The organism is Mycobacterium sp. ITM-2016-00318, assembly GCF_002968285.2.
Taxonomy (GTDB): Bacteria; Actinomycetota; Actinomycetes; order Mycobacteriales; family Mycobacteriaceae; genus Mycobacterium.
In genome coordinates this window covers 4,072,199-4,094,251 of sequence record NZ_CP134400.1, presented here as the reverse complement: position 1 = coordinate 4,094,251, position 22,053 = coordinate 4,072,199, and the positions used below count along the sequence as shown (strand labels likewise).

Here is a 22,053-nt window from a genome sequence, read left to right as displayed (position 1 = left end):
CAAACCAAGCATCGGCGCGCGCCGGCGAACAGCGGCGACCAAAAAGAGAGTGAAACCACCGGTGACCAAGCAGGACCAGATCGAAGGCAGCCACCGCGTTCCGCCGCGCCCTGTCTCGCGGCCGCCCGTCGACCCGTCGACCACCCGGGCGTTCGGCAGGCCCGACGGTGTGAACGGCTCGTTCGTCGGCGAGGGCAAGCAGGGCGACCAGGGCGAGTTCACGCCCACCAATCAATCGCCCGATCCCGTCCTTCGGGAAGCTTTCGGACCTCCGAACGGCAGGGGCGACTCGTTGCAGCGCCATCCCGCCGATATCGGCGCGCTGGAGGCCGAGCGCGAGAGGCAGAAGCCGCAGGAACCCGACGATCCATGGCGCGATCCCAACGCCGCTGCCGCACTCGGCACACCCGCCGTGCAGACGCCCCCACCGGCACCTGCAGCCGCACATGTCGGCAAGCTCGGTGTGCGCGACGTGCTCTTCGGTGGCCGGGTGTCCTACGTCGCGCTGGCCGTGCTGGCCATCATCGCGCTGGTGATCGGCTTGGCAGGCGGCTGGGTGGGCCGCAAGACGGCAGAAGTCGTGCAGGCGTTCACCACGTCGAAGGTGACGCTGTCCACCGACAGCGGCGCCGAACAACCGGAGGGCCGGTTCGCGAAAGTGGCTGCGTCGATTGCCGATTCGGTGGTCACCATCGAAGCGGCCGGCGACAACGAAGGTGCGCAGGGCTCCGGTGTCGTCGTCGATCCGCGCGGCTACGTCGTCACCAATAACCACGTGATCTCCGAAGCGGCAACCAATCCCAGCCAGTACAAGCTGTCGGTGGTGTTCAACGACGGGAAGGACGTGCCTGCCAACCTCGTCGGCCGCGACCCGAAGACCGATCTGGCCGTGCTGAAGGTCGACAACGTCGACAACCTCAGCGTCGCGCGCCTCGGCGACTCGGACAGGCTGCACGTAGGCGACGAGGTCATCGCCGCCGGCGCCCCGCTTGGCCTGCGCAGCACCGTCACGATGGGCATTGTCAGCGCGCTGCATCGGCCCGTCCCGCTCTCCGGCGAAGGTTCCGACACCGACACCGTCATCGACGGCATCCAGATCGACGCGCCCATCAACCACGGCAATTCGGGCGGCCCGCTGATCAACATGAACTCCGACGTCATCGGCATCAACACGGCCGGCAAGTTGGGGGACGGGGCCACTGGGCTCGGCTTCGCGATCCCGGTCAACGAGGTGAAGAACGTCGTCGAGGCGTTGATCAAGGACGGCAAGATCGCGCACCCGACGCTGGGGCTGACGGCGCGGTCGGTGAGCAACGATCTCGCCTCGGGCGCGCAGGTGGCCAACGTCAAGGCGGGCGGTCCCGCGGAGAAAGCCGGGATCCTGGAAAACGATGTCGTGGTGAAGGTGGGTGACCGCACGGTCGCCGATGCCGACGAGTTCGTCGTTGCGGTGCGGCTGTTGAAGGTCGGCCAGGACGCGACCATCGAAGTGGTCCGCGACGGCCGCCGTGTCACGCTCACCGTCAATCCCGGTTCCGACAACAGCGCGTAATGTTCGCCAACGTCGGCTGGGGCGAGATGCTGCTCCTGGTGATCGCCGGGCTGGTGATTCTCGGGCCGGAGCGGCTGCCCGGCGCCATCCGATGGACGTCGGATGCACTGCGCCAGGCCCGCGACTACGTCAGCGGTGCGACCAAGCAGCTGCGCGACGACCTCGGGCCCGAGTTCGACGATCTACGCGAGCCCCTGAGCGAGCTGCAGAAGCTGCGCGGGATGACGCCGCGCGCCGCGCTGACGAAACACCTTCTGGACGGCGACGATTCGATCTTCACCGGCAAGTTCGACGACAACCCTGCGGTGCAGCCCACCGTGGACCCGACGACACCGTCGACGCCGACAACCCGGCAACCCGGTGTGACCCCGTTCGACAGCGACGCCACCTAGGCTGCGGCCCGCGCGCGCACGGCCCGGTCATTGTGCGATTCGGCCCAGTAGCGCAGGCCGACTCCCCACCCCACCCACGCGACGAGCGCAACGACGTTCGACGGCAGCACTCGTGGGTCTTCGAAGGCGCTGACTGCGATGACAACGATGACCAGCGCGAGGAAAGCCAGCCAGAGCCAGTACACGACTCGCACCATGCGCGCGCGAATACCGGTGAACCGGTACAGCAGAAACGCGTTGCGCATCGTCAGTCGCCGCTGCGGCGCGTCGGTGTGCTGCGCGTGCTCGACGCGCACTGCCCACAGGCGGAACCCCATCGCGACCACGGTGTACAGAGATATCCCAATTAGGTCGGCGTAGATCAGACCGCTGGAGAAATAGTTGGGCACACCAAGGGTGTCCGTTCTGCCAAAGGCCGACGCCAGCGCCCCGGAAACCTGAAGAGCGGCCACGCCGAGGAAGAAGTAGTAGAAGCCGCGAAGAACCCGCGCGCCTCGGCGGTGCATCGGATAGGCGAGTAGCAGTCGGCGTGCGGTGACCGACTGCTTCTCTTCGTCGGGCGGCGGCGGTTTGGTATCGGCGACCAAGCCCGAGGCCTCGTCGAGCCACGCCTGCGCTCGCGCGGCCGCCTGCTGTTCCTGCCCGGGTGCGATCTCCTTACTGGCCTTGAACCAGCCGGCGGCGAATTCCACCTGCCTGCTGGCGTCCTCGAAAGAGAGCTTGCGAAGCCCGTGCTTGGTTCGGCGCTCGCGCCAGTCGCCGATCACCAGCGCGGCGATGCCGATGCCCGCCGTCAGGATCGGGGTGATGACCGTCAGCGCGATGCGGATGATCTGTTCGGAGTCCATCGAGCCTCAGTGTGGCCGCGAAACGGCATTCCGGCAGGAAAACTTCGAGTAGAGGCCTGCAGGAGGGCAGTCTCGCGGCGAAGTACCTAGCGGCCGCTGGGGTCGAGGCCCAGCGACATCCCCGCAAGCCCGCGCTTGCGGGACGACAGCGCGTCGGCGATGCCGCGTAACTCCTTGCCCGCGGCCGAATCCGGCGCGCTGAGCACCAGCGGCACGCCGGAGTCGCCCGCGGAAACGAGCGCGGGATCCAGCGGCACCTGTCCGAGCAGCGGAACATCCGCGCCGACCGCGGTCGTCAGCCTCTCAGCGACCTGACGGCCGCCGCCTTCGCCGAACACAGCCATCGTGGTGCCGTCGGGCAGTACGAGCCCGGACATGTTCTCGACCACCCCGACGATGCGCTGACGGGTCTGCAGCGCAATCGCACCAGCGCGTTCGGCGACCTCGGCTGCGGCCAGTTGCGGCGTTGTCACCACCAGGATCTCGGCACCGGGGATCAACTGCGCCACCGATATCGCGACGTCGCCGGTGCCCGGCGGAAGGTCGAGCAGCAGCACGTCCAGATCGCCCCAGTACACGTCGGCGAGGAACTGCTGAAGCGCGCGGTGCAGCATGGGGCCGCGCCACACCACCGGCGTATTGCCCTGGGTGAACTGCGCTATCGAAATCACCCGCACGTCGTGGGCGATCGGCGGAAGGATCATCGACTCCACCTGGGTGGGCCGATCGGTGGTGCCCATCATCCGCGGAACCGAATGCCCGTAGATGTCCGCGTCGAGCACGCCGACCGTCAGCCCGCGGGTCGCCATCGCCGCGGCGAGGTTGACCGTGATGCTGGACTTGCCGACTCCGCCCTTGCCGGATGCGATCGCATACACCCGCGTCAGCGAACCGGGCTGGGCGAACGGGATCACGGGTTCGCGGGCGTCGCCACGCAATTGCTTACGCAGCTCGGTGCGCTGCTCGTCGTTCATGACATCGAGGCTGACCTTCACCGCGCCGGTGCCGGGCACATCGGCGACCGCTGCGGCCACCCGCTCGGAGATCTCGGCCTTCTTCGGGCACGCCTCGGTGGTCAGGTAGATCCCGACGTGCACGCCGCGGTCGGCTTCCACATCGACGCTCTTGACCATGCCGAGCTCGGTGATCGGCCTGCGTAACTCGGGGTCGATCACCTTGGCGAGGCCGGTGCGGATCGCGGATTCCAGCTCAGTACGGCGTTCTGACATCACCGCCGAGTGTAGGCGGAGCCGATCGGGCGGATCCGCGCCCGGGCTCGGTCAGGCCGGTGGCGGGCCCGGCGCCGGTCCGACAATCGGCGGCTCGGCGGTCGGCCCAGGTGCAGGTGGTGGCGCTTCGCCAGGGGCCGGGGGTGGCGGTCCGGCCATCGGGGGAGGCGCGATGTCGAGCGGCGCGGCGGCCGGTGCGACGCCTGGGGGCAGCGCTTCCGGCGGCAGCTGCGGCTGCACCGGCGCGGGTGCGTTCGTGCCGATGCAGAACACCGCACAGTTCTGCTGCGGCGGCTGCTGGGGCACTTGCTGCTGGGGCACTTGCTGCTGTTGCTGAGCGGCCTGCATCCACGGCGGCATCCACGACGGAACGTTTTGCGCGGGACCGGGCTGCGCCATCATCGGCGCGCCCTCCTGCGCAGGTCCGGGCAGCGGACCGAATTGGCCGTTGAGCTGACTGGCCACGTCGGTGCGGGTCTGATCCATCAGCGGGACCATCGCCAGCGGGTCGTTGGCGGGCAGACCGAGAACGTTCAGCGGCGACCCGGGGCCAAGGCCCTGGTACTTATCCAGGTGCGTGTCGGCGATCGGCGGGATCGGCCCGGTGATCGGCGGCAGATCGATCGGCACCACGCCCGTGGCGTACGCGGCCGCCCAGCCGAGCACGTTCTGGGCGTAGGCCATCGAGTTGTTGTAGCGGAGGATGGCCGTGATCACCTGCGACTGATCGCGCAGGTTCAGCCCGCCGCTGCACAGATAGCGGGCCGCGGCCAGGCTGGCGTCGAACACGTTCTGCACATCGGCTTTGCCGTCTCCGTTGCCGTCCGACGCGTAACGCGACCAGGTGCCGGGCAGGAACTGCATCGGACCAAGCGCGCGGGCATAGGTCACCCGGTTGGCGTTGCGGCTCAATTCGATGACTTCGTTGCCGGGCAGGGTGCCGTCCAACGAGGGGCCGTAGATGGGCCGGGCGGCTGACCCGGATACGTCGGTGGCGCCGCCGTTGGCATGCATCGACTCGATGCGCCCGATGCCGGCGAGCAGGTTCCAGCTGATGCCGCAGCCCGGGAAGGACGCCGCCATCATCCGTTCGGCGTTTTGGTAGGCGTTCAGCGCGATCATCGGAATGCGAAGTGTGCCAGGCGAACTCACCACTGCCGAGGGCGGCGGGCCGGAGATCCCTGCGGCCGAGGCGATATGGAACGGGGTCGGCGTCTTGGTGGCTGCGACGACAGAGGCGCCGTCAGGGTTGATGGGCGATGGGGCGACGGCCGCAAGCGGTGTGACAGCGGAATCGCGGATGGGCGAGATCGTGCCGGGCGAGGCCGCGACTGCGCCTGCGAAGACGATCGGGGTGATGGCCGCAATGCCCAAAACGGGTGAGCGCATGGCCCGCGCTGCGCAATTCCGCACTGCTTCCAGCGCGGCTCCTCCCCCTATGTGCACTCGACCGTCCTAAGTTTGCGCCTGCCTTGTGAACCAAGTCACCATACCTAGTCATCGCGGGCCGCGTGACAACAATGCCTGACCTGGTTCAATTCGACTTTTTGGATCGACGCTCGCCGCTATGGGTTTTGCCCGGCCCATCCTTGCTGCCGTCGGAGGACTGCGAAGGCCGCATGTCGTGCAACATGTCCCGCAGCTCGTCGAGCTCGCGGCGCAGGTAGTCGCGGGTGGCGACCTCGCCGACGGCCAGTCGCAACGCGGCGAGCTCGCGGGCCAGGTACTCGGTGTCGGCCTTGGTCTGTTCGGCGCGGCGGCGGTCCTCTTCGAGCGAGACCCGGTCGCGGTTCTCCTGGCGGTTCTGAGCCAGCAGGATCAACGGTGCCGCATAGGCGGCCTGCGTCGAAAAAGCCAGGTTGAGCAGGATGAACGGGTACGGATCCCAGCGCAGCTTGACCGCGAACAGGTTCAGGGCGATCCAGACGGCGACGAGGATCGTCTGCCACATGAGGAAGCGGCCGGTGCCGAGGAACCGGGCGATCGACTCGCTGAATTGTCCTACCGTCTCCGCGTCGACGGTGAAGGAAAATCGACGCCGTGAGGTGCCGGGGGTATCGAGCCGCTGACGCGCCGTCAGATCGCTCATGTCACCCCCTCGGCCAGTTCCGGTTCCTCGCGCTCGCGCCAGTCGTCGGGCAGCAGATGGTCGAGAACGTCATCGACGGACACCGCGCCGAGCAGGTGGCCTTCTTCGTCGACAACCGGACCGCAGACCAGATTGTAGGCAGCGAAATATCGGGTGACGGCCGTCAGCGGATCCTCGGGCCGCAGACTCGGCAGGTCGGTGTCGAGGATGCCGCCGACGAGCGACGCAGGCGGCTCCCGCAGCAGCCGCTGCAGGTGCGCGCACCCCAGATATCGGCCGGTCGGAGTGGAGGTCGGCGGGCGCACCACGAACACCAGCGACGCCAGCGCGGGGGTCAGGTCCGGGTCGCGAACGCGGGCCAGCGCCTCGGCGACCGTGGTGTCGGGTGCGATCGCCACCGGTTCCGACGTCATCAACCCGCCCGCGGTGTCCGGCGAGTGCGCCAGCAGGCGGCGCACGTCCTCGGAGTCCTCGGGGTCCATCCGGCGCAGGAACAGCTCAGCGTCGGCAGGGGTCATGGTGCCGAGAAGGTCGGCGGCGTCGTCGGGATCCATCGCCTCCAGCACGTCGGCCGCGCGTTCAGGCTCCAACTGGCGCAACACGTTGGCCTGTTCGTCTTCCGGCAGCTCCTGAAGCACGTCGGCGAGTCGTTCGTCGTCCAGCGCCCTCACCACTTCGAAGCGGCGCTTCTCGGGCAGCTCGCGGATCGCCTCGGCGACCTCGATCGGGCGCTGCCCCGAGAACTGCTCGAGTAGCTGCGCGACGCCCTGACCGGGCATGGCAAGGCCCGACGGCGTCAGTCCATGCACGCGCTGCCAGTCGACGATGTCGATGTTGCGGCGGCGGCCGAGCCGGCGCCCGAGGGGCCGCACGGCGACCTTGGTGACCAGCCAGTCACGGGTCCTGCTCTGCTCGACGCCGAGATCGATGACGACGACGTCCACCCCGGCGAGCTCGGGCAGTTCGGGATCATCGACGCGCACGCGGGTCTCGATCACCTGACCGAGGACCAGCACCTCGCCCGGCCGCTGCGAGAACTTCCGCAGCGAGACGTTGGCGGTGGTCAGCGTGACGGCGCTGGGGTCGATCGCCGTTACCCGGCCGATCGGCACGAAGATGCGTCGTCGGGTGAGCAGTTCGACGACCAGGCCGAGCACCCGTGGTTGGTGGCGGACGATGCTGATGCTGATCACCACGTCGCGGACACGGCCGATGGACTCGCCGTCGGGGCCCAAGACCACCATTCCCGCGAGTCGGGCCGCATAGACCCTGTTCACCGCCGCCATGACTCAAAGGGTAGAGAGTGTGGTTGTGGAAAACCGGTATCGACCCCGTCGGACGATCCTTTCCGTCCCGGGCAGCAGCGCCAAGATGATCGAAAAGGCCAAGACTCTGCCCGCCGACGAGGTGTTCCTAGATCTGGAGGACGCGGTCGCGCCGGACGCCAAGACCGAGGCCCGTACGCAGGTCGCGACGGCGCTGGCCGAATCGGGCTGGGCGGGACAGCTGCGCGGCGTGCGCGTCAACGACTGGACCACTCCGTGGACGTATGCCGACACCATCGAAGTGGTGTCCACCGCGGGCGCGTCGCTGGACGTCATCGTGCTGCCCAAGGTGACCGACGTCTCCCACATCACCGCGCTCGATCTGCTGCTGACCCAGTTGGAGACCACCCACGGCCTACCCGTCGGCCGGATCGGCGTCGAGGCGCAGATCGAGAACGCCAACGGGCTGACCAACATCGACGCGATCGCGGCGGGGCCGCGGGTGCAGGCGCTGGTGCTGGGCCCGGCCGATATGGCGGCCAGCCTCAATATGCGCACGCTCGAGGTCGGTGAGCAGCCAGAGGGCTACGACATCGGCGACGCCCACCACCACGTGCTGATGCGCATCCTGATCGCCGCGCGGACCCACGGCGTGCTCGCGATCGACGGCCCGTATCTGAAGGTGCGCGATGTCGATGCGTTCCGCCGCGTTGCGGGTCGGTCGGCAGCGCTGGGTTACGACGGCAAGTGGGTGCTGCATCCGGACCAGATCGCGGCAGGCAACGAGCTTTTCAGCCCACGACAAACCGACTACGACCACGCAGAGCGGATCCTCGAGGCCTACGAATGGCACACTTCGCAGGCCGGGGGCGCGCGCGGTGCGGTGATGCTCGGCGACGAGATGATCGACGAGGCCAGCCGCAAGATGGCTCTGGTGATCGCCGGCAAGGGTCGCGCGGCAGGCATGATGCGCGAGGCCGAACCGTTCCAGCCGCCGAGCTAGCCGTCAAACCTCATGGCGCCCATTGCCATCCGCTCGCTGCGATGCCGATGACGAAGACGAAGTAGAGCACGACCAGCGCGGTGACGAGTGCACCGACGATGGTTCCGGCGAGCGCGAGACCGTAGCCGTCCTGGCCGGTGCGCTTGCATTCCCGCATCGCGATGATGCCGAGGATGAGGCCGGCGATTGACGGCAGGCCACAGAACACCAGTCCGGCCAATGCGGCGACCAGCGACGCGATCGCCTTGCCGTTGGTGCCGAGCGGCCTGCCCTGTTGGTAGGGGTCGTACGGCGGATAGCCCGGATACGGGGGCGGATACCCGCCGCCCTGCGGGTAGACGGGCGGTGGCAGCTGCGGATACCCGGTCGGGTAATCCACAGCGGCGTACGGGTCCTGTTGCGGCGCAGACTGTTCCAACGGCGGGTACTCGCCGCCGCGGTACGGCTCGTGCGGACTGCTCATGTCAGGCGCTGAGCGCGAACACGGTCCAGATGATGCTGATGATCAACGTCGCGATGCCGACGGCGATGCCGGCGATCGCCAACCCGTGGCCGCCCTGACGGTTCTCCTTGATCTGGTTCAGCGCGACGAACCCGAGGCCGATCCCGACGAGCGAGCCAAGGGTGCAGAGGATCCCGATCAGCGAGGCCACCAGCGACCAGATCGCCAGCTGGTTGGTTTCCGGCTGCGGCTGCCCGTAGCCACCGCCGTACCCGCCGGCATACCCCTGTGCCGGATACGACGAGGGCGGCGGCGGATAGCCGGTCGGTGCGGCGCCGTACGGGGGCGGCGGGTAGGACTGTGCGCCGTATCCGGGCTGCCCACCGAACCCCGACGGGTCGGGGTAAGGCGGCGGATAGCCCGGCTGCTGTGCACCGGCTTGCGGGAAACCGGGCGGAGGCGGCGGGTAGGCCGGTGACGGCGGGTAGGGCGGTGATTGCGGGTAGGGCGGTGCCTGCGGGTAGGGCGGCGGGTAACCGCCCTGGCCGGGATCCGGAGCAGGCGGATAACCGGTCGGCGGTGTGTCGAAAGCCGACGACGCGGCGTGTCCCGGAGTGGACTGTTCGCCTGCCGGCTGCGCAGGCGGGACGTGCTGCTCGGCAGGCGGGGTGAAGTGTTCGGTGGCGGGCTGCGGCGCCGACTCGTCGTCCCGCTGCTGCGACTGCTCGATCGACGGCGCTTCGTACGCGCCCGATGTCGGCTCCGACGAGCTTGAACCGGTGTCGGATGTTGGCGTTTCGGAGGAGTCCCCACCCGGATTTGTCATGCTGTTCAACCTAGCGTATGCGCTGGTACCCGAGGTGGGGCACCAACGCCCGCCGCCGAACGTTGAGCTTTGACGGCGTCGAGAATTCTCGGTTCGAATAAGGGAGAATGAGGATCCATGACCAGCCCCTTCCAGCCCGGGCAAACCCCCGGCACGACACCGGGAGCGCCGACGACTCCGGCCCGCGGACCTGCCGCCTTGCCGACGCCGCCGAAGGGCTGGCCGATCGGTTCGTATCCGACCTACGCCGAGGCGCAGCGCGCGGTGGACCATCTGTCCGATGCGGAGTTCCCTGTCCAGCAGGTGACGATCGTCGGCGTCGACCTGATGCAGGTCGAACGGGTCACCGGCCGGCTGACCTGGCCCAAGGTCCTCGGCGGCGGCGTGCTCACGGGCGCATGGCTCGGCCTGTTCATCGGGCTGATTCTCGGCTTCTTCAGCGAGAACCCGTGGGCGTCGCTGATCACCGGCCTGGTCGCGGGTGTCTTCTTCGGCCTGATCACGTCGGCGATCCCGTACGCGATGGCTCGCGGCACAAGAGATTTCAGTTCCACGATGCAGCTCGTTGCGGGCCGCTATGACGTGCTCTGCGACCCGCAGAACGCCGAGAAGGGCCGGGAACTGCTGGCGCGCTTGGCCATCTGAGCCTGACGAACAGCGCGCCGTCGCAGGTCACGATCATGCTGCGGCTATCGACGCGCCGCTGCGAAGTGTTGCAAATCACGCACAGCTAGCTCTACGGTTCTGGCGCGGGACTTCCCCGCCGGAGCCGCTCCGGCGGCGACATCGGACGCGGACAGGAGGCTCGACGTGCGCGCACGTCGACTGTGTGCAGCGGCGTTGGCGGCTGCGACTACGGCATCCGTGGTGACGGCATGTGGTTCCGGCGGTGGCGGGCTCGTCATCAACTACTACACGCCGGCAAGCGAGATGGCGACGTTCACCGCCGTGGCCAAGCGCTGCAACGACGAACTGGCGGGCCGCTTCACCATCCAGCAGATCAGCCTGCCCAAAGAGGCCGACGCGCAGCGCCTGCAGTTGGCACGGCGGCTCACAGGCAACGACAAGACGCTTGACCTGATGGCGCTCGACGTCGTGTGGACCGCCGAATTCGCCGAGGCCGGTTGGGCGTTGCCGCTGTCCGACGATCCGTCCGGGCAGGCCGAGGCCGACGCCACCACCAACACGCTGCCGGGGCCCTTGGAAACAGCCAAGTGGCAGGACAAGCTCTATGCCGCGCCGGTCACGACCAACACCCAATTGCTCTGGTACCGCGCGGATCTGATGAACAAGCCACCGAACACCTGGGACGGCATGGTGGCCGAGGCGACCAGACTGCACGCCGCAGGCAAGCCAAGTTGGATTGCGCTACAGGCAAAGCAGTACGAAGGTCTGGTGGTGTGGTTCAACACCTTGCTGGAAAGCGCTGGCGGTCAAGTGCTTTCCGATGACGGGAAATCCGTCACGCTGGTCGACACCCCCGAGCATCGAGCGGCGACGGTCAAGGCGCTGCAGATCATGAAGGCGGTGGCCACCGCGCCAGGCGCCGACCCGTCCATCACCCAGACCGACGAAGGCACCGCACGACTCGCTCTCGAACAGGGCAAGGCCGCGCTCGAGGTGAACTGGCCGTTCGTGCTGCCCTCGATGTTGGAGAACGCCGTCAAGGGCGGGGTGAGTTTCCTTCCCCTCGACAAGGACCCCGCGCTGGCGGGCAGCATCAACGACGAAGGCACCTTCTCACCCGACGACGCCCAATTCGACGCGGCGTACGACGCGAGCAAGAAGGTGTTCGGGTTCGCGCCCTATCCGGGTGTGCAGCCGGGCGAGCAGGCGAAGGTGACGCTGGGCGGCCTGAACCTCGCGGTTGCCCGCACCACCCAGCACCGTGCCGAGGCGTTCGAAGCGATCCGGTGCCTGCGCAGTGTCGAAAATCAGCGCTATACGTCGGTCGAGGGTGGCCTGCCCGCGGTGCGCACCTCGCTGTATGACGACCCGGCGTTCCAAAAGAAATATCCGCAGTACGCGATCATCCGCGAACAGCTCACCAGCGCCGCGGTTCGCCCGGCCACGCCCGTCTACCAGGCGGTCTCGACCAGGATCTCCGCGACGCTCGCGCCGATCACCGAAATAGACCCCGAGCGGACCGCCGACGAGCTGACCGAAGCGGTTCAGAAGGCCATCGACGGTAAGGGGCTGATTCCATGACGGCCACCTTGGAAGACCACGACGCATCCAAGACCCCGGCACCGTCTGCGGGGGGCGCAGGCGACGACAAGAAGTCCGACCGCAGGCTGGCGTACTTGTTGATCGCGCCCGCGGTCATCCTGATGCTGGCCGTCACCGCCTACCCCATCGGCTACGCGGTGTGGCTGAGCCTGCAGCGCTACAACCTGGCAGCGCCGGACGACACCGCGTTCGTCGGGTTGTCGAACTACCAGACCGTTCTCACCGACCGGTACTGGTGGACGGCGTTCGTCATCACCCTTGTCATCACCGTCGTCTCGGTCGCCATCGAGTTCGTGCTCGGCATGGCGCTGGCCATGGTGATGCACCGGACCATCTTCGGCAAGGGTGTCGTGCGCACCGCGATCCTCATCCCGTACGGCATCGTCACCGTCGCCGCGTCCTACAGCTGGTACTACGCATGGACACCGGGCACCGGTTATCTGGCCAACCTGTTGCCGGAGGGCAGCGCGCCGCTGACCGAGCAGCTCCCGTCGCTGGCCATCGTCGTGCTCGCCGAGGTGTGGAAGACAACGCCGTTCATGGCACTGCTGTTGCTCGCCGGCCTTGCTTTGGTGCCGCAGGACCTGCTCAACGCCGCGCAGGTCGACGGCGCAGGCGCGTGGAAGAGGCTGTTCAAAGTCACTCTGCCGCTTATCAAGCCGGCGATTCTGGTGGCGCTGTTGTTCCGTACGCTTGACGCGTTCCGCATCTTCGACAACATCTACGTGCTCACCGGCGGGGCCAACAACACCGGGTCGGTGTCGATCCTGGGCTACGACAACCTGTTCAAGGCCTTCAACCTCGGCCTCGGGTCGGCGATCAGCGTGCTGATCTTCCTGTCGGTGGCGATCATCGCGTTCATCTACATCACGCTCTTCGGCGCGTCGGCGCCCGGGTCCGACGAGGAGAGGCGCTGACGTGGCTGAGCGTGTCGGCGCGGGCCGGGCAACGGGATGGACCGTTGTCAACATCCTCGTGGTGATCTACGCGCTGTTCCCGGTGCTGTGGATCCTTTCGCTGTCTTTGAAGCCGACCTCAACGGTGAAGGACGGCAAGCTGATTCCCAGCGAGATCACCTTCGACAACTACAAGGGCATCTTCTCCGGGAATGCGTTCAGCTCGGCGCTGATCAACTCGATCGGTATCGGGCTTATCACCACGGTGATCGCCGTCGTCGTCGGCGGTATGGCGGCCTACGCGGTGGCGCGGCTGTCCTTTCCGGGTAAGCGTCTGCTGGTCGGCGTCGCACTGCTGATCGCGATGTTCCCGCAGATCTCCTTGGTGACACCGATTTTCAACATGTGGCGCAGCATCGGGCTTTTCGACACGTGGCCCGGCCTGATCATCCCGTACATCACGTTCGCGCTGCCGTTGGCGATCTACACGCTGTCGGCGTTCTTCCGGGAGATCCCCTGGGATCTGGAGAAGGCTGCCAAGATGGACGGCGCCACACCGTCGCAGGCGTTCCGTAAGGTGATCGCGCCGCTGGCGGCGCCCGGCATCGTCACCGCGGCGATCCTGGTGTTCATCTTCGCGTGGAACGACCTACTGCTCGCGCTGTCGTTGACGGCCACCGAACGCGCGATCACCGCGCCGGTGGCGATCGCGAACTTCACGGGCAGTTCGCAATTCGAGGAGCCGACGGGATCCATTGCCGCGGGCGCAATGGTGATCACGGTTCCGATCATCATCTTTGTTCTCATCTTCCAACGACGGATCGTCGCTGGATTGACGTCCGGTGCGGTGAAGGGGTAGTTCGATGGCCGAGATTGTGTTGGATCGGGTGACCAAGAGTTACCCCGACGGCGCCACGGCCGTGAAGGATCTCTCGGTCACGATCGCCGACGGCGAGTTCATCATCCTCGTCGGCCCGTCCGGCTGCGGAAAGTCCACCACGCTCAACATGATCGCTGGCCTGGAGGAGATCTCGTCGGGCGAGATGCGCATCGGCGGCGAGCGGGTGAACGACAAGGCGCCCAAGGACCGCGATATCGCGATGGTCTTTCAGTCCTATGCGCTCTACCCGCACATGACCGTGCGCCAGAACATCGCTTTTCCGCTGACGTTGGCGAAGGTGAAAAAGGCCGATATAGCCACCAAGGTCGAAGAGACGGCGAAAATCCTCGACCTGACGGCGCTTCTGGATCGCAAGCCGGCACAGCTGTCGGGTGGCCAGCGCCAGCGGGTGGCGATGGGACGTGCGATCGTGCGCAACCCGAAGGCGTTCCTGATGGACGAGCCGCTGTCCAACCTCGACGCCAAGTTGCGCGTGCAGATGCGTTCGGAGATCGCCCGGCTGCAGAACCGGCTCGGCACCACAACGGTTTACGTGACCCACGACCAGACTGAGGCGATGACGCTCGGCGACCGCGTCGTCGTCATGCGCGCGGGGATCGCTCAGCAGATCGGCACACCCGAGGAGCTCTACTCGAGGCCGGCGAACCTGTTCGTCGCCGGTTTCATCGGATCGCCCGCGATGAACTTCTTCCCGGCGACGTTGACCGATGTCGGGGTGAGGCTGCCGTTCGGCGAGGTGACGCTCACCCAGGAGGTGCACGACGTGCTTGCCCAGCACAAGAGGCCCAACAACGCGATCGTCGGGATCCGGCCCGAACACATCGAGGACGCCTCGCTGATCGACACGTACGCGCGGATCCGGGCGTTGACCGCAGAGGTGACGGTCGAGTTCGTCGAATCGCTCGGTGCGGACAAGTACGTGCACTTCAGATCCGAGGGTGCCGGTGCGCGGGCCGCACAGCTGGCAGAGCTCGCCGCAGAGTCGGGCGTTGGCGAGAACGAGTTCGTGGCACGGGTTTCGACCGAGTCGAAGGTGACGGCGGGAGGCACGGTGGAACTCGCCTTCGACACCACCAAGCTGCTCATCTTCGACGCCGACACCGGAGCCAACCTCTCCATCCCGCCGCCGGGAGCGCGCGAGCACGCCGCGTCGTCGCCACCTGCGTCGCCGCCCGCGCCGCAGGAGGAGCGGACCTTCACGCCCGACGAGCAGACGTCGCCGCCGACCGGGTGACAGTCCTTGCGGATGTTCGCGCTCGCCTGCTCGCACACTTCGCTTCCGAGCCCGACACCGCGACCGTGACGTTTCTGGGCACGCAGTCGTTCGACGTGCTGCGGTTCGGACCCGATGCCGACGGCGTCATCCACTATGTCTCGCTGGGCTGTTCGCGCGAGCCGATGACCGATCCCGCCGAGTTCGCCACCGCCGGAAGAACGGTGCGCGGACCCCGCGCGGAGGTGGCCGTCGCATTGCGCGTCCCGACGCCGACGGGCCTGGCGCGCAGCGTGGCGGTGCTGGCGGCCGCACCCGCCGTCGAGGGGTTGGTGCTGGCTCCCGATGCGCTGGTCGACCTCGGGTCTGCGCTGTGGGATGGTGCTGCCTTCACCGCATTCCTGTTGGGCCGCAGCGACATCGGCGATGTCGAGCTGCCCGCCCCCCACGATCCGGTGGTCGTGCTTTCGGCCATTCCGATCACGCCGACGGAGGCAGCGTGGGTGCGGCTCAAAGGGGCCGAGGCCATGCGCGAGGCGTGGCGCAGCGACGGCGTCGACGTGCTCGACCCGAACCGCAAGGCCTCAGCGCCCAGTTAGATTCTCGCGAAATTGCATTCCGGCAGAGGAAGTGCGAGAGAGGGCCTGCAGGAACGCAAATTCGCGGTTGATCTAGAGCCAGTGGCTGTGCCGGAAGGTGCGATACAGCAGGAAGCACACACAGAACATCACCGTGAGCACGGCCGGGTAGCCCCAGGTCCATTGCAGCTCGGGCATGTGCTCGAAGTTCATCCCGTAGATGCCCGCCAGCGCCGTGGGCACAGCCGCGATCGCCACCCACGCCGAGATCTTGCGCATGTCGACGTTCTGTTGCATGGCGACCTTGCCGAGGGCGGCCTGCACCAGCGAGCTGAGCATTTCGTCGTAGCTCGTGATGCGGTCGGAGGCCTGGATGTTGTGGTCGAGCACGTCGCGCATATAGCGCCGCACCTCGACCGAGATGAGGTCGTTGTGGTCGGTGTGGAGTCGCTGCAGCGCCAGGGTCAACGGGTTGACGGCCCTGCGCAGTTCGACGACTTCCCGCTTGAGCAGGTAGATGCACTCGATGTTGGTGTGGGTGACGGGCGAGAAGATGTCCTCTTCCATCGTGTCGATGTCCGTCTCGATCAGATCGGTGACGTCGAGATAGCCGTCCACCACATGGTCGGAGATCGCGTGCATGATCGCGTAGGGCCCCAGCTTGAGCAGAGCGGGTGAGGCTTCGAGGTTGCGTCGCACCCCGGCGAGTTCGCCGTGTTCGCCGTGGCGGACCGTCACCACGAAGTCGGCGCCGACGAACACCATGATCTCGCCGGTCTCGACGATCTCCCTGGCCTTGGCCACCGATTCGTGCTCGATGTAGTTCACCGTCTTGAGAACCATGAACAGGGTCTTGTCGTAGCGCTCCAGCTTCGGCCGCTGGTGTGCGTGCACCGCATCCTCGACGGCCAGTTCGTGCAACCCGAACACGTCCCCGACGGCCTGCATCTGGTGTTCGTCGGGTTCGTGCAGGCCGATCCACACGAATGCGTTCCTGCCCTCGGATCCCAACTCGTGGACCTTGTTCAGCGCCGCGGCATGGGTGTACTTGCCGGGTAGCCGCTTACCGTCGACGTAGATGGCGCAGTCGACCATCGCCCGTGCGACCGGCACGTGGGTGGACTTCGCGTCGTGGCTGTGCCTGCTTCGCGCAGGCCGAAGGGCGGGAGGCAGAGCGCCGCGGAACGAAGGCATCTCCGGTGACCTCCTGTCGCAGCGCAGGCCCGATTCGGCCCCGGACAATGCTACGCGCGGACGGTTGCGGACCGCCCGATTCGGGAACTCGCCGGTGCGCTAGTTTCGACCACGGAAAACCTCTCTGCCCAAGGAGCCTGAAGACGTGAGCACATCTCCCCTCAAGGTCGCGGTCACCGGAGCCGCCGGCCAGATCTGCTACAGCCTGCTGTTCCGCTTGGCGAGCGGCTCGTTGCTCGGGCCTGACCGCCCGGTCGAGCTGCGTCTGCTCGAGATCGAGCCTGCACTGAAGGCGCTAGAGGGTGTCGTGATGGAGCTCGACGACTGCGCGTTCCCGCTGCTGTCCGGCGTCGAGATCGGCGCGGACGCCAACAAAATCTTCGACGGCGTGAACCTCGCCCTGCTGGTCGGCGCACGGCCGCGCGGCCCCGGCATGGAGCGCGGCGATCTCCTCGAGGCCAACGGCGCGATCTTCACGGCGCAGGGCAAGGCGCTCAACTCGGTGGCCGCCGATGACGTCCGTATCGGGGTGACCGGTAACCCCGCCAACACCAACGCGTTGATCGCGATGGCCAACGCGCCCGACATTCCGCAGGAGCGGTTCTCCGCGCTGACCCGCCTTGACCACAACCGGGCGATCTCGCAACTGGCCCGCAAGACCGGCGCGAAGGTCACCGACATCAAGAAGATGACGATCTGGGGCAATCACTCCGCCACCCAGTACCCCGACGTGTTCCACGCCGAGGTCGGCGGCAAGAACGCCGCCGAGGTCGTCAAAGACCAGGACTGGATCGAGAACGACTTCATCCCGACCGTCGCCAAGCGCGGCGCGGCGATCATCGATGCGCGCGGCGCCTCGTCGGCGGCCTCGGCCGCGTCGGCCACCGTCGACGCCGCCCGCGACTGGCTGCTCGGCAGCCCGAAGGACAATTGGGTCTCGATGGCAGTGGTCTCCGACGGCAGCTACGACGTTCCCGAGGGTCTGATCTCGTCGTTCCCAGTGACGACCAAGGACGGCAACTGGTCGATCGTCGAGGGGCTGGAGATCGACGACTTCTCCCGCGGCAAGATCGACAAGTCGACGGCCGAACTGGCCGACGAGCGCAACACCGTCAAGGAACTCGGCCTCATCTGAGGCGATTAGGTTACCTACCAGTTCGTCGTTACCCTTTTTGGTTGTGCCTGATCAACCGGAAAACCCGCAGCTCATCGTCACTGACGAGGAGATCTTCGAGGCGCACGTAGCAGGCAAGCTCTCGGTGGAGTTGAAGGCGCCCTTGGATACTCAGCGCGCCCTGTCGATCGCCTACACCCCGGGTGTGGCGCAGGTGAGTCGGGCGATCGCCGCCGACCACACGTTGGCCGCCCGCTACACCTGGGCCAACCGGCTGGTCGCCGTGGTCAGCGACGGCAGCGCGGTACTTGGCCTCGGCGACATCGGACCGGCCGCGTCGCTGCCGGTGATGGAAGGCAAATGCGGGCTGTTCAAGGCGTACGGCGACCTGGACGCCATCCCGATCGTCCTGGACACGAAGGATCCCGACGAGATCGTCGAGACCCTGATCCGGCTGCGGCCGACGTACGGTGCGGTGAACCTCGAAGACATCTCGGCGCCGCGCTGCTTCGACATCGAAAGTCGCCTCATCGAGGCTCTGGACTGCCCGGTGATGCACGACGATCAGCACGGCACCGCGATTGTCGTGCTCGCGGCGATGTTGGGCGCGACGAAGGTGCTCGACCGTGACCTGTCGTCGCTGCGGGTGGTGATCTCCGGCGTCGGCGCGGCGGGTGTGGCGTGCGCGAACATCCTTCTCGCCGCGGGTATTTCGGAAATGACGCTGCTGGACTCGCGCGGCATCCTGCACAGCCAGCGCGAAGACCTGACCCCGGTCAAGGCCGATCTGGCCAAGCGCACCAACCCCGATGGCCGGTCCGGCGGCATGATCGAGGCGCTCAAGGGCGCCGACATGTTCCTGGGACTCTCGGGCGGTGTCGTGCCCGAGGAGTTGATTGCGACGATGGCGCCCAACGGCATCGTGTTCGCACTGTCCAACCCCGACCCCGAAGTCCACCCCGAGGTGGCCGCGAAGTACGCCGCCGTGGTGGCGACGGGGCGCAGTGACTTCTTCAACCAGATCAACAACGTGCTGGCATTCCCCGGAGTGTTCCGTGGGGCGCTGGACGCAGGTGCGCGCCGCATCACCGAGAAGATGAAGGTCGCCGCCGCCGAGGCGATCTTCAGCGTGGTGGGCGGCGACCTGGCGCCCGATTTCATCGTTCCGAGCCCGCTGGACCCGCGTGTCGGGCCTGCCGTGGCCGCGGCGGTCGCGGCCGCCTCAGATTGGACGGACTGACCGCAGCGATGGCGGCACGAAGACTCGTCGTCGCGGTGCTCGCTGCGCTTCTGGTTGCCGGCTGCGCGGCAACGACGACCGGCCCGTCAATGGCCGTCGGCGCCCGCAAAGACGCCCAGTCGAGACTGCTGGCGTCGCTGTACGCCGCGGCTCTGCGCAGCTACGGAACGCCCGCGCACGTCGAGGTCCTGCCCGACCCGTTTACGGGACTGGACTCGGGCGACGTCACCGTCGTGGCGGGCTTCACCGGCAGGCTGCTCAACACCTTCGCGCCAGGCGCCAAAGCACGGGCCGCGACTCAGGTGTACCGCGACATGGTCTCGGCGCTTCCCGAGGGCGTGGCCGCGGGTGACTTCGCCGAGGCCGCGGAGGACAAACCCGCGCTCGCCGTCACCGAAGCCACCGCCGAAGCATGGCGTGGACGGGACGTGACGGCGGCGGTGCGCAACTGCGACAAGCTCGAGGTCGGGCACGTCGCCGACGCTCCGCCGCAGACCACCGTCGGCACCTGCACGGTCAAAGCGAATGACTATCCCAGGGCGGCAGAGCTTTTCGAGGCGTTGCGGATCGGGCGGATCAACGCGGCGTGGACGTCGACGGCCGATCCGGACATCCCGGCCGACACGATAGTCCTGACGGACCGCACGGCGTTGATTCGCGCCGAGAACGTCGTGCCGTTGTACCGTCGCAACGAGCTGTCCGAGATGCAGGTGCTCGCGCTCAACGAAGTGGCGGGGGTGCTGGACACGGCGGGACTGGTGCAGATGCGCCGTCAGGTCGAGGCGGGAAGCGATCCTGCACACGTCGCCGACGAATTCTTCGCCGAACACCCGCTCGGCGCAACCAGCCGCTAGGGGTACTCGACAGCGCGGTCAGGCGAGCGTGCTGGTGGGTCCCTGCCGCGAGGTCACCGCGGCGACCACCCGTTGATAACCCGAACCGGTGACCCGCGCGAGCAGATCAAGACCCTTGGCGTCGTTGCCGACGAGCACGCGGGCCTTGTTTCTGCGGACACCGTCGAGGATGACCCGCGCCGCTTTCTGGGCGGACGTGGTGGCGAGCTTCTTGTCGAAGAACTTCGCGAGCTCTTGCTGGTCGATACCCTCGGCGGCCGCGGAGTTGCGGGCGATCGCCGTCTTGATGCCGCCGGGATGCACACAGGTCACCTTCACCGGATGGCCCGCGACGATCATCTCCTGGCGCAGCGCCTCGGTGAACCCGCGCACGGCGAACTTGGCTGCGTTGTAGGCACCCTGCCCCGGCACCGCAAGCAGTCCGAAGACACTCGACACGTTGATGACATGTCCGTCACCCGACGCGATCAGATGCGGCAGAAACACTTTGGTGCCGTTCACCACGCCCCAGTAGTCGACGTCCATGACCCGTTCGATGTCCTTGAACTGGCTGGCCTCGATGCTGCCCAGGAACGTGATGCCTGCGTTGTTGTAAATCTGGTTGACGGTGCCGAAGTGGCCCTTGACTTCATCGGCGTACAGCTCGAACGCCTCGCGCTCGGTGACGTCGAGCCGATCGGTCTTCAGCGGCGCGCCGATGGCGTTCAGCCGCTCCTCGGTCGACGCGAGACCATCGGTGTCGATGTCGCTGATGGCCAGCTTGGCGCCGGCGCGGCCGAGTTCGATCGCCAGCGCCTGACCGATGCCCGACCCCGCGCCGGTGACGACGGCGACTTTCCCGTCGAAGCCCTTCATGTACGCACCCCCAGGATTGGACTGACTCGCAAAGAGGCTAGTCGGTACCGCCGGTAGCGAGTACAGCGGGCTACAGCTTCCTGAGCCGCCGGAGGACCTGTATGAATGAGGGCCCCGAAGCCAGACTGTTCTTCAGACTGGGTTGCATGAAGCCGGCGTTGGCGAAGACTCCGTACTCGAGGCCGAAGCCCCGCCACTCGGCCACCTGATCGACTATCTCGTCGGGTGTGCCGGTGAGCATGCAGTCCCTGAGCAGAGATACGGGGACGTCTGCGGTATAGGAGAGCACCGTCTGCTCGTCGAGTATCTGCGGAACGATGTCCTGGAACCCGTTGAAGTCGTCGCCCATCGGGTGGCGCTGGCCGTGCCGCTGCCAGTCCGCGGCTGGGATCAGAAGCCCGAAGGTTTTCATCGCGACCGATTCGAGCGCTGCGTCCACCTCGTCGCGGCTTCGGCCGGGAACGACGAAGCAGAACTTCGCGGCGCGGATCGACGCCGGATTCCGTCCAGCGTCCGAAGCGGCGGTGCGAACCACGTCGAGGGAGGCCTTGTAATCCGGGCGATTGAATATCGCGCCGGGAAACCACCCGTCGGCGTACCGCCCGGTGGCGCGGAGCATGCGCGGGCCGTGTGAGGCGATCCAGATCTCCGGCCACGTTCCCTTATACGGAGGAAGGTCGAAGGTGGCGTTGTGCAACGGGAAGAACTCCGAGTCGCGCGTGATGGGGGCACCCTTGGAATCCCATAGCGCCCGGATCGTCGCCATCGCCTCGATGAAGCGGCCCACGGGTTTGGACCAATCCACCCCGTAGGGCTCGTTGCCCTCTCGCTCGCCGGTTCCGATGCCGAGTATTGCCCGCCCCTTCGTCAGCAGGTGCAGCGTCGCCGCCGCCTGAGCGGTCACCGCGGGGTTCCGTCGGCCTGTGTCTGTCACGGCCGTTCCCAGCTTCAACCGTCGGAATCGATTTCTGGCGGCAATGTGTCCGAGCATTGTCCACGGCTCGAGGCATGCATCGGGTGTCGGCAACATCGCTGCCGCACCCAGATACGGCTTCTTCATGATCGAACGGGGGAACAACGAATTCAGATGATCGATCACCCATAGCGAATCGGCCTGTGCCGCCTGAGCTGTCATCAGGCTGTTCCGCACCATGGGAGTGGGCCCCAACCGGCTGTTGACCAGCATTTCTACGACACCGATGTCGAGTCTCGCCATAGCTCACCGCCTTCGCTCGTCGAACATGATTGTGCGACGGCGGGGCCGGGGCCAGGGTAAGTAGTCGACTACTGCAATGCGCGATGATTGAATCGGCCCGCGAACTCCGCGAATGTG

General features: G+C 66.9%; 22 protein-coding genes. 12 read left to right on the top strand and 10 right to left on the bottom strand.

All coding sequences use genetic code 11. The features are described 5' to 3' along the window. Positions 1–61: 61 nt before the first annotated feature. Both C6A82_RS19975 and tatB read left to right on the top strand, forming a co-directional pair. A complete protein-coding gene (locus C6A82_RS19975; protein WP_233217186.1) occupies positions 62–1,552 on the top strand; it encodes a S1C family serine protease in 1,491 nt (496 codons plus the stop codon). Then, positions 1,552–1,944 carry a Sec-independent protein translocase protein TatB gene (gene tatB, locus C6A82_RS19970; RefSeq protein ID WP_105349274.1) on the top strand — a complete coding sequence of 131 codons (393 nt, stop codon included), beginning with the start codon at positions 1,552–1,554 and terminating at the stop codon, positions 1,942–1,944. The genes C6A82_RS19975 and tatB overlap by 1 nt, the downstream gene beginning before the upstream one ends. Here the strand turns inward: tatB and C6A82_RS19965 are convergent. The 5 genes from C6A82_RS19965 to C6A82_RS19945 all read right to left on the bottom strand — a co-directional run bounded on the left by C6A82_RS19965 (position 1,941) and on the right by C6A82_RS19945 (position 7,396). After that, entirely contained in the window at positions 1,941–2,792 is an 852-nt protein-coding gene (locus C6A82_RS19965; protein ID WP_105349275.1) for a hypothetical protein, read from the bottom strand. The two genes, tatB and C6A82_RS19965, sit on opposite strands and share 4 nt — an antisense overlap. Before the next feature lie 86 nt (positions 2,793–2,878). Continuing rightward, on the bottom strand, positions 2,879–4,021 hold the full coding sequence (locus tag C6A82_RS19960; protein ID WP_199193981.1) for an Mrp/NBP35 family ATP-binding protein: 1,143 nt from the start codon (positions 4,019–4,021) through the stop codon (positions 2,879–2,881). A gap of 51 nt (positions 4,022–4,072) precedes the next feature. After that, on the bottom strand, positions 4,073–5,410 hold the full coding sequence (locus tag C6A82_RS19955) for a lytic transglycosylase domain-containing protein (RefSeq protein ID WP_105349277.1): 1,338 nt from the start codon (positions 5,408–5,410) through the stop codon (positions 4,073–4,075). A gap of 145 nt (positions 5,411–5,555) precedes the next feature. Then, a complete protein-coding gene (locus C6A82_RS19950; protein WP_105349278.1) occupies positions 5,556–6,110 on the bottom strand; it encodes a DUF1003 domain-containing protein in 555 nt (184 codons plus the stop codon). Next, positions 6,107–7,396: a magnesium transporter MgtE N-terminal domain-containing protein gene (locus C6A82_RS19945; RefSeq protein WP_105349279.1), complete on the bottom strand. Its 1,290-nt coding sequence runs from the start codon at positions 7,394–7,396 to the stop codon at positions 6,107–6,109. Before C6A82_RS19945 ends, C6A82_RS19950 begins: the two co-directional genes overlap by 4 nt. Positions 7,397–7,421: 25 nt before the next feature. Between C6A82_RS19945 and C6A82_RS19940 the strand changes: the two genes are divergently transcribed. Then, positions 7,422–8,378 carry a CoA ester lyase gene (locus tag C6A82_RS19940; protein WP_105349280.1) on the top strand — a complete coding sequence of 319 codons (957 nt, stop codon included), beginning with the start codon at positions 7,422–7,424 and terminating at the stop codon, positions 8,376–8,378. Positions 8,379–8,388: 10 nt separating this feature from the next. On the opposite strand, the gene C6A82_RS19935 is transcribed toward C6A82_RS19940, so the two are convergent. Both C6A82_RS19935 and C6A82_RS19930 read right to left on the bottom strand, forming a co-directional pair. Next, complete coding sequence (locus tag C6A82_RS19935) at positions 8,389–8,841, bottom strand: DUF4190 domain-containing protein (protein WP_105349281.1); 453 nt, start codon at positions 8,839–8,841, stop codon at positions 8,389–8,391. Position 8,842: 1 nt separating this feature from the next. Next, entirely contained in the window at positions 8,843–9,655 is an 813-nt protein-coding gene (locus C6A82_RS19930) for a DUF4190 domain-containing protein (protein ID WP_396836382.1), read from the bottom strand. A gap of 108 nt (positions 9,656–9,763) precedes the next feature. Between C6A82_RS19930 and C6A82_RS19925 the strand changes: the two genes are divergently transcribed. The 6 genes from C6A82_RS19925 (at position 9,764) to C6A82_RS19900 (ending at position 15,484) form a co-directional block, all read left to right on the top strand. Further along, on the top strand, positions 9,764–10,291 hold the full coding sequence (locus C6A82_RS19925) for a general stress protein (RefSeq protein ID WP_105349283.1): 528 nt from the start codon (positions 9,764–9,766) through the stop codon (positions 10,289–10,291). Between the two features lie 165 nt (positions 10,292–10,456). After that, positions 10,457–11,854, top strand: coding sequence for an ABC transporter substrate-binding protein (locus C6A82_RS19920; RefSeq protein WP_105349284.1), 1,398 nt, complete (start codon positions 10,457–10,459; stop codon positions 11,852–11,854). Beyond that, a complete protein-coding gene (locus tag C6A82_RS19915) occupies positions 11,851–12,792 on the top strand; it encodes a carbohydrate ABC transporter permease (RefSeq protein WP_105349285.1) in 942 nt (313 codons plus the stop codon). The genes C6A82_RS19920 and C6A82_RS19915 overlap by 4 nt, the downstream gene beginning before the upstream one ends. A 1-nt stretch (position 12,793) precedes the next feature. Next, the gene (locus tag C6A82_RS19910) at positions 12,794–13,630 is read left to right on the top strand and encodes a carbohydrate ABC transporter permease (RefSeq protein WP_105349286.1); all 837 of its coding nucleotides are present in this window, start codon (positions 12,794–12,796) and stop codon (positions 13,628–13,630) included. A 4-nt stretch (positions 13,631–13,634) separates the two neighbouring features. Further along, a complete protein-coding gene (locus tag C6A82_RS19905; protein WP_105349287.1) occupies positions 13,635–14,906 on the top strand; it encodes an ABC transporter ATP-binding protein in 1,272 nt (423 codons plus the stop codon). Then, complete coding sequence (locus C6A82_RS19900; protein WP_105349288.1) at positions 14,903–15,484, top strand: suppressor of fused domain protein; 582 nt, start codon at positions 14,903–14,905, stop codon at positions 15,482–15,484. The genes C6A82_RS19905 and C6A82_RS19900 overlap by 4 nt, the downstream gene beginning before the upstream one ends. A 72-nt stretch (positions 15,485–15,556) precedes the next feature. On the opposite strand, the gene corA is transcribed toward C6A82_RS19900, so the two are convergent. Continuing rightward, entirely contained in the window at positions 15,557–16,657 is a 1,101-nt protein-coding gene (gene corA, locus C6A82_RS19895) for a magnesium/cobalt transporter CorA (protein ID WP_105349289.1), read from the bottom strand. 145 nt (positions 16,658–16,802) lie between these two features. Here corA and C6A82_RS19890 point away from each other — a divergent pair, with 145 nt between their 5' ends. Genes C6A82_RS19890 through C6A82_RS19880 form a run of 3 tightly spaced genes read left to right on the top strand, consistent with a single transcriptional unit; the run spans position 16,803 to position 19,865 of the window. Further along, positions 16,803–17,792, top strand: coding sequence for a malate dehydrogenase (locus C6A82_RS19890; protein ID WP_105342700.1), 990 nt, complete (start codon positions 16,803–16,805; stop codon positions 17,790–17,792). A gap of 37 nt (positions 17,793–17,829) precedes the next feature. Next, positions 17,830–19,011, top strand: a complete 1,182-nt coding sequence (locus tag C6A82_RS19885; RefSeq protein ID WP_105342698.1) for an NADP-dependent malic enzyme — start codon at positions 17,830–17,832, stop codon at positions 19,009–19,011. Positions 19,012–19,019: 8 nt separating this feature from the next. Further along, positions 19,020–19,865 carry a glycine betaine ABC transporter substrate-binding protein gene (locus C6A82_RS19880; RefSeq protein ID WP_105342697.1) on the top strand — a complete coding sequence of 282 codons (846 nt, stop codon included), beginning with the start codon at positions 19,020–19,022 and terminating at the stop codon, positions 19,863–19,865. 18 nt (positions 19,866–19,883) lie between these two features. On the opposite strand, the gene C6A82_RS19875 is transcribed toward C6A82_RS19880, so the two are convergent. After that, entirely contained in the window at positions 19,884–20,720 is an 837-nt protein-coding gene (locus C6A82_RS19875; RefSeq protein WP_105342695.1) for an SDR family oxidoreductase, read from the bottom strand. 70 nt (positions 20,721–20,790) lie between these two features. Then, entirely contained in the window at positions 20,791–21,936 is a 1,146-nt protein-coding gene (locus tag C6A82_RS19870; protein ID WP_105342693.1) for an LLM class flavin-dependent oxidoreductase, read from the bottom strand. Between the last annotated feature and the right edge of the window lie 117 nt (positions 21,937–22,053).

Excerpts from the sequence above, each read along its gene's own strand:
- tatB (WP_105349274.1), top strand. The coding sequence starts at position 1,552 with ATGTTCGCCAACGTCGGCTGGGGCGAGATGCTGCTCCTGGTGATCGCC.
- C6A82_RS19965 (WP_105349275.1), bottom strand. The coding sequence starts at position 2,792 with ATGGACTCCGAACAGATCATCCGCATCGCGCTGACGGTCATCACCCCG.
- C6A82_RS19960 (WP_199193981.1), bottom strand. The coding sequence starts at position 4,021 with ATGTCAGAACGCCGTACTGAGCTGGAATCCGCGATCCGCACCGGCCTC.
- C6A82_RS19955 (WP_105349277.1), bottom strand. The coding sequence starts at position 5,410 with ATGCGCTCACCCGTTTTGGGCATTGCGGCCATCACCCCGATCGTCTTC.
- C6A82_RS19950 (WP_105349278.1), bottom strand. The coding sequence starts at position 6,110 with ATGAGCGATCTGACGGCGCGTCAGCGGCTCGATACCCCCGGCACCTCA.
- C6A82_RS19945 (WP_105349279.1), bottom strand. The coding sequence starts at position 7,396 with ATGGCGGCGGTGAACAGGGTCTATGCGGCCCGACTCGCGGGAATGGTG.
- C6A82_RS19935 (WP_105349281.1), bottom strand. The coding sequence starts at position 8,841 with ATGAGCAGTCCGCACGAGCCGTACCGCGGCGGCGAGTACCCGCCGTTG.
- C6A82_RS19925 (WP_105349283.1), top strand. The coding sequence starts at position 9,764 with ATGACCAGCCCCTTCCAGCCCGGGCAAACCCCCGGCACGACACCGGGA.
- C6A82_RS19915 (WP_105349285.1), top strand. The coding sequence starts at position 11,851 with ATGACGGCCACCTTGGAAGACCACGACGCATCCAAGACCCCGGCACCG.
- C6A82_RS19905 (WP_105349287.1), top strand. The coding sequence starts at position 13,635 with ATGGCCGAGATTGTGTTGGATCGGGTGACCAAGAGTTACCCCGACGGC.
- corA (WP_105349289.1), bottom strand. The coding sequence starts at position 16,657 with ATGCCTTCGTTCCGCGGCGCTCTGCCTCCCGCCCTTCGGCCTGCGCGA.
- C6A82_RS19880 (WP_105342697.1), top strand. The coding sequence starts at position 19,020 with ATGGCGGCACGAAGACTCGTCGTCGCGGTGCTCGCTGCGCTTCTGGTT.
- C6A82_RS19875 (WP_105342695.1), bottom strand. The coding sequence starts at position 20,720 with ATGAAGGGCTTCGACGGGAAAGTCGCCGTCGTCACCGGCGCGGGGTCG.
- C6A82_RS19870 (WP_105342693.1), bottom strand. The coding sequence starts at position 21,936 with ATGGCGAGACTCGACATCGGTGTCGTAGAAATGCTGGTCAACAGCCGG.